Raw genomic sequence first — 10,567 nt, 5'->3', positions numbered from 1 at the left:
CGCCGGGCGGGCACGCCGGGCACCGCCCCGTTTCCGCCGGGCACCGCCCCGTTTCCGCCGGGCACCGCCCCGTTTCCGCCGGGCACCGCCCCGCTTCTGCCGGGCACCGCCCCGCTTCTGCCGGGCACCGCCCCGTTTCCGCCGGGCACCGCCCCGCTACCCCTCCAGCGGCTCCGGAACGGCCTCCAGCAGGCCCCGCAGCCGCGTCACGCGCTCCTGGCCCGGCCCGGGCGTCCCGGTGACGGCCCGCGCCAGCGCCTGGTCCACGCCGTGGACGACCGACAGGTGCCGCTCGCCCCGGCCGAACGCCGTGTACACCCACGCCCGGCTCAGGCCGCCCGCCGCGTCCCCCGGCAGCACCACGACCGCCGCCGGCCAGCGCATCCCGGCCACCTGGTGCGCGGTCAGCGCCCAGCCGTGCCGCACCACGGCCTCCACCCGGTCCTTCGGCACGACGACCCGCTCCGGCCGTCCCTCGCAGGCGAGGTGCAGCCCCTCCGCGTCCGCCGACACGACCCTGCCCTGCAGGGTGCGGCCCGGTGCCTCCGCGTACGCCACCCGGTCGCCCGGGTCGAAGCCGCCGAAACGGCCGGGGCCCGGGTTGAGCCGCTGCTTCAGCGCCGCGTTCAGCGCCCGCGTCCCCGCCGAGCCGCCATGGCCCACCGTGATCACCTGCGTCTGCTCCACGGGCACGCCCAGTGCCCTCGGCACGGAGTCCGCGACCAGTTGCACGGTCCGGTGCACGGCCTCGCCCGCGTCCCGCACCGGAACGATCACGACCTCCCGACCCGGCGCGTCCACCTGGAGCAGCTCACCCGCGCCGACCCCGGACACCAGCTCCCCGATCGGCCCCGGATCCGGTGTGCGGGACGCGACCTGCGGGCACACCCGCGCCGCCAGCAGGTCCCCGAAGACCCGGCCCGCACCCGCCGACGGCAGCACGTGCGGATCCCCGCTCAGCACCAGCCGGCAGCCGTCCGGTACGGACTCCACCAGCATCGCCGCCGCTTCCACGTCCAACTGCGGGGCGTCCAGCACCACCAGCAGGTCGAGGGCGAACGCCCCGTCCTCGTCCCGGCCCGGGCCGGCCGCGCCCGACAGCAGCGCCGCCACCGTGACGGCCCCCGCCCCGGGGCCGAGCCCGAGGCGGCCGTTCTCGCTGTGCACCGCGACGGCCGCGCGCAGCCCGAGGCCGCGTGCCGCCTCCGCCAGCGCGACCGGCTCGGCGCGCGCCGCCTCACCGCCCGTGTGCACCACCAGGCCCTGCGCGGCGACCGCCCGGGCCAGCTCCGGCGGGGCGGCCTTCGCCCAGCGCGGGTCGGGGCCGGAGCGGGCCAGCCGGGCCAGGCCGTCCGCGAGGCTCTCTTCGGCGAGGGCGTACCGGTCCAGCCCCAGCAGCACCGGGGACTTCCCGGTCCCCGCCTCGGCGGCCTCCTCCGCCTCCTCCGCGTCCGCCTCCTCCTCGTCCTGGAAGACCAGTACGGCACCCTCCGCGACGGCGTGCCGGACGGCCTCGTCCGGGTCCGGCACGGACCGCTCGGCGAGCGCCGCCCGCACGGTCGCCGCGTCCAGCGCCGTGTGCCCCCGCAGCGCGGCGCGCTCCAGCAGCCAGCCCACGAGGGCGTCCGTCCGCCGCGCGTCCCCGGGCCCGCACTCCGCGCCGAGGAGGGCCCGCGCGAAGCCGTCCGCCTGCTCCGGCAGCACGCCCGGCACGGCCAGGAGCCGCCACGGGTCCTCGCGCAGCAGCTCACCGGCGGCGTCCCCGAGCACACCCGCGACCCGCACCGCCAGCCCCTCCGGCGCGCCGCCCGCGGCCAGCACGGCCCGCACGGCCGCCACCGCCTCCGGAGCCGCCACGCGCGGCCCCGCCGGCGCGGGCGGCCCGGTCCGCGGCGGCGCGACCGGCGGGGGAGCCGCCGCCCGCGGCGGCGCCACCGGAGCGGGGGAGTCCTCGAACACGACGGCCGGCTTCTCGCCGCTCTCCACGGCCCGTACCGCCGCCAGCAGGTCGGCGGCCCGCCCGCTCAGCTTGGCGCCGCTCGCGACCGGCCCGCCGCGCTCGGCCTTGCGCCGCTCGATCCGCTCCCGCAGCTCCCGCTGGGCCGCCAGCTCGGCCTCCGCCTCGGACACCTCCGCCCCGGAGCCCTCCGCCCCGGAGCCCTCCGTCCCGGCATCCTCCGCCCCGGAACTCTCCGCCTCAGAGCCTTCCGCCTCAGGGCCCTCCGCCTCGGAGACCTCCGTCCCGTCCGCGTCCACGTCTACGTCCGCTTCCGCCGTCGGCGCGCCGGTGCCCGACCCCGCCGCCTCCGCGTCGTCGGCGGGCACGGCGTCCACGGCCGCCCGCTCCGGCAGGGCGGACGCGTCGGGGGCGGTCTCGGCGGCCGGGGAGTCGGGGTTCTCCCCCCGGGGGTGCGCGGTCACAGCGTGCTCCAGTCCTGGTCGGGGTAGCGGTGCACGGGCGCCGACACGTCGTCCAGCGCCCGCCGGATCTCGTCAGGAAGACTAAGGCTCTCCACTGACAGCGCCGCCGTGAGCTGCCGCGCCGTCCGCGCGCCCACCACCGGGGCCGTCACGCCCGGCCGGTCCCGCACCCAGGCCAGCGCGACCTGGAGCGGCGTGACCGCCAGGCCGTCCGCCGCCGTCGTCACGGCGTCCACGACGCGCCGCGCCGACTCGTCCAGGTACGGCTCCACGAACGGCGCCATGTGCTCCGACGCGCCCCGCGAACCGGCCGGGACGCCGTCGCGGTACTTGCCGGTCAGCACGCCCCGGCCCAGCGGCGACGACGGCAGCAGGCCCACGCCCAGGTCCCGCGCGGCGGGCAGCACCTCGCGCTCCACGCCGCGCTGGAGCAGCGAGTACTCCATCTGCGTGCCGGCCAGCCGCGTCCGCGTGCCCGGCGCGGACAGCTGCCACGTCGCCGCCTTCGCCAACTGCCAGCCGCAGAAGTTGGCCACGCCCACGTACCGGGCCCGGCCGCTGGCCACCGCTATGTCGAGGGCCTGGAGCGTCTCTTCCAGCGGGGTCCACGGATCGTAGGCGTGCACCTGCCACAGGTCGACGTAGTCCGTGCCGAGCCGCGCCAGCGATGCGTCCAGCGCGGCCAGCAGGTGGCCGCGCGAACCGTCGAAGCGCCGCTCCGGGTCCGGGTCGGGCACGCTTCCGGCCTTCGTGGCGATCACCAGGTCGCGACGCGGCACCAGCCGCTCCGCCAACTGCCCCAGCAGGTACTCGGCCTCCCCACCGCCGTACACGTCCGCCGTGTCGACGAGGGTCCCGCCGGCCTCCCAGAACGCCTTCAACTGCTCGGCCGCCTCGTGCTCGTCCGTGTCCCGCCCCCACGTGAGGGTGCCCAGCCCGATCCGGGACACGCGCAGGCCGGTGCTGCCGAGATGCCTCTGCTCCATGGCCGCGAGATTACTGGCCGGACGCGCGGGCCAAGAGCCCCTGTGGACAACGCGCCCGGCAGGCCCACTGCCCTGGCGGCCACCCGCGCGCTAGAGTCCGCACACCACACACGTTACTGATCAGTAAAAGGGGAGCGGCATGCGACTCGGCATCAACCTCGGCTACTGGGGGGCGGGCATGGACGGCGACAACCTCGCCGTCGCCCAGGAGGCGGACCGCCTCGGCTACGACGTGTGCTGGGCCGCCGAGGCGTACGGCTCCGACGCGCCCACCGTCCTCGCCTGGGTCGCCGCCCGGACGGAGAGCATCGACGTCGGCTCCGCCATCATGCAGATCCCGGCGCGCCAGCCGGCCATGACCGCCATGACCGCCGCCACCCTCGACTCGCTGTCCGGCGGCCGGTTCCGCCTCGGCCTCGGCGTCTCGGGCCCGCAGGTGTCCGAGGGCTGGTACGGCGTCGCGTTCGACAAGCCGCTCGCCCGCACCCGCGAGTACGTCGAGATCGTCCGCAAGGCCATGGCGCGCGAGCGCCTCACGTACGACGGCGAGCACTGGACGCTCCCCCTGCCCGGCGGCCCCGGCAAGCCGATCAAGCTGACCGTCCACCCGCAGCGCGAGCACATCCCGCTGTACATCGCCGCCATCGGGCCCAAGAACCTCGAACAGACCGGTGAGATCGCCGACGGCGCGCTGCTGATCTTCCCGTCGGCCGCCCACCTGGAGGAGACGGCGCTGCGGCACATCCGCGCCGGGCGCGAGAAGGCCGGGCTCACCATGGACGGCTTCGACGTCTGCCCCACCGTCCCGCTCGCCGTCGGCGACGACGTCGGCGCCCTCGCCGACACGTTCCGCCCCTACACCGCCCTGTACGTCGGCGGAATGGGCAGCCGCGGGCAGAACTTCTACAACCGGCTGGCCCGGCGCATGGGGTACGAGAAGGAAGCCGCCGAGATCCAGGACCGGTACCTCTCCGGCGACAAGGACGGCGCCGCCGCGGCCGTACCGCACCAGTTGATCGACGACACGACGCTGCTCGGCCCCGTCGAGCGGATCGCGGACCGGATGCGGGCGTACGCGGAGGCCGGCGTCACCACCCTCACCGTGTCCCCCGCCGGTTTCACCCTCGACGAGCGGATCGCCGCCCTGCGCGCCGGCACCCGGGCGCTGGAGCACGCCGGCCTCGCCGACTGACCGCGCCCGGGCGGCCCCGCGGCCCCCGGGCAAGCCTGCGGCCGTGGTGGGGGCTCGGGGTCATCCCCGCCACGGCCGTCACGCAGCACAACGCGCCACCCGGCCGTCGGTTACGCACGGCGGCGGGCGGGTCCATCCGCTGCTCCGTTCGGCGCAGCGCGGGCGGCCGGTCGTTGCCTCGCCTCCCGCGCGGCAGTTGACTCGTGCCGACACGTGGAGGTGACAGCGATGCTCTCGGCCCGCAGCCTGTTCCAGGAGATCGTCGACAGCGACGAGGCCTACCAGCTGTTCTGCTCGATCGCGGCCAGCGGCGAGACCCAGGGCGGCTGGGAGAACGGCCGGATCGCCGCCCTGGTCCCGCCGTCCCTGAGCCACCTCGCGCCCAAGATCGCCCGGCACGGCGCCGACGAGGACAAGCACGGCCGCATCTTCAACGGGCTGCTGAAGAAGCGCGGACTCGCCCCGGTGCCCGTCCCGCCCGAGACCGACTACACGATCCTCCTCGAACGCTCCGGCATCGGCCTCGCCCACGAGAAGCTGCGCCGCGACGAGCCGCTCACCGAGTACGACATCGTCGTCTACCTCTCGCACAGCCGCGTCACCGAGCAGCGCGCCGCCGACCAGATGGAGATGCTCGTACGGCACTTCGGCGACCACCCGGAGATCGGCAAGGCCGTCCGGATGATCAGCGGCGACGAGGACAACCACCTCGCGTACTGCCACGAGGAACTGCTGCGCCTGGCCCGCGCCGGGCACGGCCGCACCATCCAGCGCACCCTGCGCGAGTGCGCCCTCACGGAGATCGCCGTCCACCGCGACGTGAGCCTCGCCGTCATGGACCACATGGGCCGCGTCCTGAAGTGGCCGCGCGCCAAGTCGGCCGTCCTGGCGGCGGGCATCCGCGCCGCGTACGCGTACGAGCGGGCCGGTGGCTGGCGGCGCATGGTCACCCTCTCCCCGCCCGAGCTCCGCGACGCCCTCGGCGGCCCCGCCGAGGCCGCGTCCGTCCTGTGACGCGGCGCCCGGCCGCCGCGGGCGGGCGCGTCACAGCCAGCCGCGCCGTTTGAACAGCCGGTACAGGCCGGCCACCGCGACCGCCATCAGCCCCAGCACCGCCGGGTACCCCCACACCCACCCCAGCTCCGGCATGTGCGTGAAGTTCATCCCGTACACGCCCGCGACCATCGTCGGCACCGCCGCCATCGCCGCCCAGGCGGAGATCTTCCGCATGTCGTCGTTCTGCCGCACGCCCATCTGCGCCAGGTGCGCGGACAGGATGTCCGACAGGAGCCGGTCCAGCCCCTCCACCTGCTCCCCGGCCCGGGTCAGGTGGTCGCCGACGTCCCGGAAGAACGGCCGCGCGGCCTCGTGCACGTACGGCACGCCCGCCCCCGCCAGCCGCTCCATCGGCCCGCCCAGCGGGCCCGTCGCGCGCCGGAACTCCAGCACCTGCCGCTTGAACTGGTAGATCCGCGACGCCGTGTTCTTCGCGTCGCTCCCCGCCGGCTGGAAGACCTCCGCCTCCAGCTCCTCCAGGTCCAACTGGAGCTCGGCGGCGACCTCCAGGTAGTGGTCGACCACGGCGTCGCTCACCGCGTGCAGCACCGACGTCGGGCCCTGCCGCAGCATGTCCGGCTCCGCCTCCAGCCGCCGCCGCACCTCCCCCAGCGGGGACCCCTCGCCGTGCCGGACCGTCACCACGAACGAGTCGCCCATGAACACCATCAGCTCGCCCGTGGAGACCGTGTCGCTCTCCGGCTCGTACATCACCGGCTTCAGGACCAGGAACAGCGAGTCGTCGTACACCTCCAGCTTCGGCCGCTGGTGCGCCTTCAGGGCGTCCTCCACGGCCAGCGGGTGCAGCCCGAACTCGGCCGACACCCGGTCGAACTCCTCGGCGGTCGGCTCGTGCAGCCCGATCCACAGGAACGCGTCGACGGCGTCCCGCGCCTCCTCCAGGGCGCTGCTGACGTCGGAGGGGCCCTGGCGGCGGCCCCCGTCCCGGTAGATGGCACAGTCCACGATCACGGCGCGTATTCTTCCCCGGGCCGCCGTCCCCACTCCTCCTCCGCGGCCCTACCCTTGCCGTCATGGCGACGTTGATCCTCGTACGGCACGGCCGGTCCACCGCGAACACCGCCGGCGTCCTCGCGGGCCGCACCCCCGGTGTCACCCTCGACGAACGCGGCGCCGCCCAGGCCGCCGCGCTGCCCGGGCGGCTCGCCGGGGTCCCGCTGGCCCTGGCCGTCAGCAGCCCCCTCCAGCGCTGCCGCGAGACCCTCGCGCCCCTCCTCGACGCCCGCCCCGGTCTGGCCCTCCACACCGAGGAGCGGATCAACGAGTGCGACTACGGCGACTGGTCCGGCCGCAAGCTGGCGGAGCTCACCGACGAGCCGCTCATGGACGTCGTCCAGCACCACCCGTCCGCCGCCGCCTTCCCCGGCGGCGAGTCCATGCGGGCCATGCAGGCCCGCGCCGTCGACGCCGTACGGGACTGGAACGCGCGGGTGGCGGCCGGCCACGGCGACGACGCCGCGTACGTGATGTGCTCGCACGGCGACATCATCAAGGCGCTCGTCGCGGACGCCCTCGGCCTCCACCTCGACCTCTTCCAGCGCCTCCACGTCGACCCGTGCTCGGTCACCGCGATCCGCTACACCCGTACCCGGCCGTTCCTGATCCGCCTCGGCGACACGGGTGACTTCGGCGGCCTCGTCCCCCGCGACGGCGACGGCGACGGCGGTGCGGCCGCGCAGGTCGGCGGCGGCGCGGGCGCACCGTGATCGCTCCGCACAGTAGGGTGGACGCGCTGCCGAGACGGCCGTTGCGTCCGACTCACGAACAAAGACCAAGGGAGAGGGAACGTGTCCCGTCAGGTGTTCCTCTATGACCCGCCGGAGCGCTTCGTGGCCGGTACGGTCGGGCTGCCTGGCCGCCGTACGTTCTTCCTCCAGGCGTCCGCCGGAGGCCGGGTCACCAGCGTCGCCCTGGAGAAGACCCAGGTCGCGGCGCTCGCCGAGCGCATGGACGAGCTCCTCGACGAGGTCGTGCGCCGCACCGGGGGCAACGCCCCCGTCCCGGCCGTCGCCCCCGCCGACGTGACCGACACCGCGCCGCTCGACACCCCCGTCGAGGAGGAGTTCCGCGTCGGCACCATGGCGCTCGCCTGGGACGGCGAGGAGCAGCGGCTCGTCGTCGAGGCGCAGGCGCTCGTGGAGCTCGACGCGGACTCCGAGGAGGACCTCGCCGAGGCGGAGGAGCGCCTCCTGCAGGACGAGGAGAACGGCCCCCCCATGCTCCGCGTCCGGCTCACCGGCGCCCAGGCGCGGGCCTTCGCCAAGCGCGCCCTCGACGTCGTCAACGCCGGCCGCCCGCCCTGCCCCCTGTGCAGTCTGCCGCTCGACCCGGAAGGACACGTATGTCCGCGCCAGAACGGATACCGCCGCGGGGCCTGACGGCCACCGCCGACGTCCTGGAACTGCTCGCCGAGGGCGAGCTGACCGTACGCGGCCAGATCCGCGAGGCGTCCAACGCGGTGCTGCTCTGCTCCGTCTCGCACGGGGGCGCCGAGACCGACTGCGTGTACAAGCCCGTCGCGGGCGAGCGGCCCCTGTGGGACTTCCCGGACGGGACGCTCGCGCAGCGGGAGGCCGCCGCGTACGCCGTCTCCGACACGACGGGCTGGGGCCTCGTCCCGCCGACCGTCCTGCGCGAGGGGCCGTACGGGCCGGGCATGGTCCAGCAGTGGATCGACGCCGACCCGTCGGCGCCGCCGCTGCTCTCCCTCGTGGACGGCGACGAGCCCGGCGACGGGTGGCGGCCGGTGGGCCGCGCCGACGTGGGCGGGGGCCGCACGGCGCTGCTCGTCCACGCCGACGACCCGCGGCTGCGGCGGCTCGCCGTGCTCGACGCGGTGATCAACAACGGGGACCGCAAGGGCGGCCACCTGCTCCCGGCCGCCGACGGCCGGCTCCACGCCATCGACCACGGCGTCACCTTCCACGCCGACGACAAGCTGCGGACGCTGTTCTGGGGGTGGGCGGGGGAGCCCCTGCCCGGGGAGGCGCTGGACGTCCTGGCCCGCCTCGACGCGGAGCTGGCGCCCGGCGCCCCGCTCGCCACCCGTCTGGAGCAGCTGATCACCCCGGCCGAGCTGGACGCCCTGCGGGCCCGCGTCGTGACCCTGCGCACCACTTCCCGCCACCCCGAACCGTCCGGCGCGTGGCCGCCCATCCCCTGGCCGCCGGTCTGACCCGGTGGGGGCCCCGCAGCACATCGCGGGGCCGGGCGCAAGAGCGCGCAACCGGTCATGATCTTGTATCCGGTTCGTATCCGGAACACCCGTCCGGTTAGGCTCGAAGCATGCATGCCTGGCCCGCTTCTGAGGTCCCCGCCCTGCCCGGCAAGGGCCGCGACCTCCGGATCCACGACACCGCGACCGGTGGACGAGTGACCCTCGACCCCGGCCCCGTCGCCCGTATCTACGTCTGCGGCATCACGCCGTACGACGCGACCCACATGGGTCACGCGGCGACCTACAACGCGTTCGACCTCGTTCAGCGCGTGTGGCTCGACACCAAGCGGCAGGTCCACTACGTGCAGAACGTGACCGACGTCGACGACCCCCTCCTGGAGCGGGCCGCCCGCGACGGCATCGACTGGACCGGGCTCGCCGAGCGCGAGACGTCCCTGTTCCGCGAGGACATGACGGCCCTGCGGATGCTGCCGCCGCGCCACTACATCGGCGCCGTCGAGGCGATACCCGGCATCGTCCCGCTCATCGAACGGCTGCGCGACCTGGGCGCCGCCTACGAGCTGGACGGCGACGTCTACTTCTCCGTCGAGTCCGACCGCCACTTCGGCGAGGTCTCCCACTACGACGCCGACGTCATGCGGGCCCTGTCCGCCGAGCGCGGCGGCGACCCCGACCGCCCCGGCAAGAAGAACCCGCTCGACCCGCTGCTGTGGCTGGCCGCCCGCGACGGCGAGCCCAGTTGGGACGGCGGTTCCCTCGGCCCCGGCCGCCCCGGCTGGCACATCGAGTGCGTCGCCATCGCCCTCGACCACCTGGGCATGGGCTTCGACGTCCAGGGCGGCGGCTCGGACCTGATCTTCCCGCACCACGAGATGGGCGCCTCCCACGCCCACGCGCTGACCGGCGAGTTTCCCTTCGCCAAGGCGTACGTGCACGCCGGGATGGTCGCCCTGCACGGCGAGAAGATGTCGAAGTCCAAGGGCAACCTGGTCTTCGTCTCCGCGCTGCGCCGCCAGGGCGTCGACCCGGCCGCGATCCGCCTCGCCCTGCTCGCCCACCACTACCGGGCCGACTGGGAGTGGACCGACCAGGTCCTCAGCGACGCCGTCGAGCGGCTCGGCCGCTGGCGCGCCGCCGTGTCCCGCCCCGACGGGCCCCGTGCGGACCAACTGGTCGAGGAGGTCCGCGAGGCGCTCGCCGACGACCTCGACACGCCGGCGGCGCTCGCCGCCGTCGACCGCTGGGTCGAGCTCCAGCGCGCCGGGGGCGGTACGGACGAGGGCGCGCCCGGCCTCGTCTCCCGCACCGTCGACGCCCTGATGGGCGTGGCGCTCTGACCCCTCCCGACCGGGCGTCGGCCGCCCCGGGGACGCCGCGTCCCCGGGGCGGCCGACGCGTCCCGCGCGGTGACGGCCTGCTGCCGCTCGGCAGGGACCCGTACCTCCTCCAGCGGGACCTCGACTGGATGGACGCGGTCCGCCTCGACGACGCGGGCACGCGGGGCACGCCCGTCGCCCGGATCGCCGGCCCGCGCTTCCGTGTCCCGGCGACGGCCGCCGCCCGGAGCGACCGGATCCCCCTGCCGAACGCCCGCTTCGACGGGGAGCCGACGCCGCGGACCGCGTAGGACGTCGTCGCCGTGCGGCGGCTCCGAACCGGCGGCCGGGCGGACGGCGGCGGGCGTACGGCGGCGGGGGGGGGCCCCCCCCCCCG

Annotated in this window: 10 protein-coding genes; 7 read left to right on the top strand and 3 right to left on the bottom strand. The window is 75.7% G+C overall.

Going from position 1 to position 10,567, the window contains the following annotated elements:
• Window positions 1-156: 156 nt before the first annotated feature.
• Window positions 157-2,421, bottom strand: a complete 2,265-nt coding sequence (locus RND61_RS32045; RefSeq protein ID WP_315881686.1) for an ATP-dependent DNA helicase — start codon at window positions 2,419-2,421, stop codon at window positions 157-159.
• Complete coding sequence (locus RND61_RS32040) at window positions 2,418-3,407, bottom strand: aldo/keto reductase (protein WP_315881685.1); 990 nt, start codon at window positions 3,405-3,407, stop codon at window positions 2,418-2,420. The genes RND61_RS32045 and RND61_RS32040 overlap by 4 nt, the downstream gene beginning before the upstream one ends.
• Window positions 3,408-3,546: 139 nt before the next feature.
• Between RND61_RS32040 and RND61_RS32035 the strand changes: the two genes are divergently transcribed.
• Window positions 3,547-4,599 carry an LLM class F420-dependent oxidoreductase gene (locus RND61_RS32035; protein ID WP_315881684.1) on the top strand — a complete coding sequence of 351 codons (1,053 nt, stop codon included), beginning with the start codon at window positions 3,547-3,549 and terminating at the stop codon, window positions 4,597-4,599.
• A gap of 228 nt (window positions 4,600-4,827) precedes the next feature.
• A complete protein-coding gene (locus RND61_RS32030; RefSeq protein ID WP_315881683.1) occupies window positions 4,828-5,613 on the top strand; it encodes a ferritin-like domain-containing protein in 786 nt (261 codons plus the stop codon).
• A gap of 30 nt (window positions 5,614-5,643) precedes the next feature.
• On the opposite strand, the gene corA is transcribed toward RND61_RS32030, so the two are convergent.
• Window positions 5,644-6,636, bottom strand: coding sequence for a magnesium/cobalt transporter CorA (gene corA, locus RND61_RS32025; protein ID WP_315881687.1), 993 nt, complete (start codon window positions 6,634-6,636; stop codon window positions 5,644-5,646).
• A gap of 53 nt (window positions 6,637-6,689) precedes the next feature.
• Here corA and RND61_RS32020 point away from each other — a divergent pair, with 53 nt between their 5' ends.
• The 5 genes from RND61_RS32020 to RND61_RS32000 all read left to right on the top strand — a co-directional run bounded on the left by RND61_RS32020 (window position 6,690) and on the right by RND61_RS32000 (window position 10,481).
• On the top strand, window positions 6,690-7,382 hold the full coding sequence (locus RND61_RS32020; RefSeq protein WP_315881682.1) for a histidine phosphatase family protein: 693 nt from the start codon (window positions 6,690-6,692) through the stop codon (window positions 7,380-7,382).
• 81 nt (window positions 7,383-7,463) lie between these two features.
• Window positions 7,464-8,054, top strand: a complete 591-nt coding sequence (locus tag RND61_RS32015) for a DUF3090 domain-containing protein (protein ID WP_315881681.1) — start codon at window positions 7,464-7,466, stop codon at window positions 8,052-8,054.
• A complete protein-coding gene (locus RND61_RS32010; protein ID WP_315881680.1) occupies window positions 8,018-8,851 on the top strand; it encodes an SCO1664 family protein in 834 nt (277 codons plus the stop codon). Before RND61_RS32015 ends, RND61_RS32010 begins: the two co-directional genes overlap by 37 nt.
• 110 nt (window positions 8,852-8,961) lie before the next feature.
• On the top strand, window positions 8,962-10,191 hold the full coding sequence (mshC, locus tag RND61_RS32005) for a cysteine--1-D-myo-inosityl 2-amino-2-deoxy-alpha-D-glucopyranoside ligase (RefSeq protein WP_315881679.1): 1,230 nt from the start codon (window positions 8,962-8,964) through the stop codon (window positions 10,189-10,191).
• 128 nt (window positions 10,192-10,319) lie between these two features.
• Complete coding sequence (locus tag RND61_RS32000) at window positions 10,320-10,481, top strand: hypothetical protein (protein WP_315881678.1); 162 nt, start codon at window positions 10,320-10,322, stop codon at window positions 10,479-10,481.
• The last annotated feature ends 86 nt before the right edge of the window (window positions 10,482-10,567 follow it).

The organism is Streptomyces tamarix, assembly GCF_032423885.1.
Lineage (GTDB): Bacteria > Actinomycetota > Actinomycetes > Streptomycetales > Streptomycetaceae > Streptomyces > Streptomyces tamarix.
The sequence above is the reverse complement of the archived record's forward strand: the minus strand, read 5'-3'. Positions and strand labels throughout refer to the sequence as shown.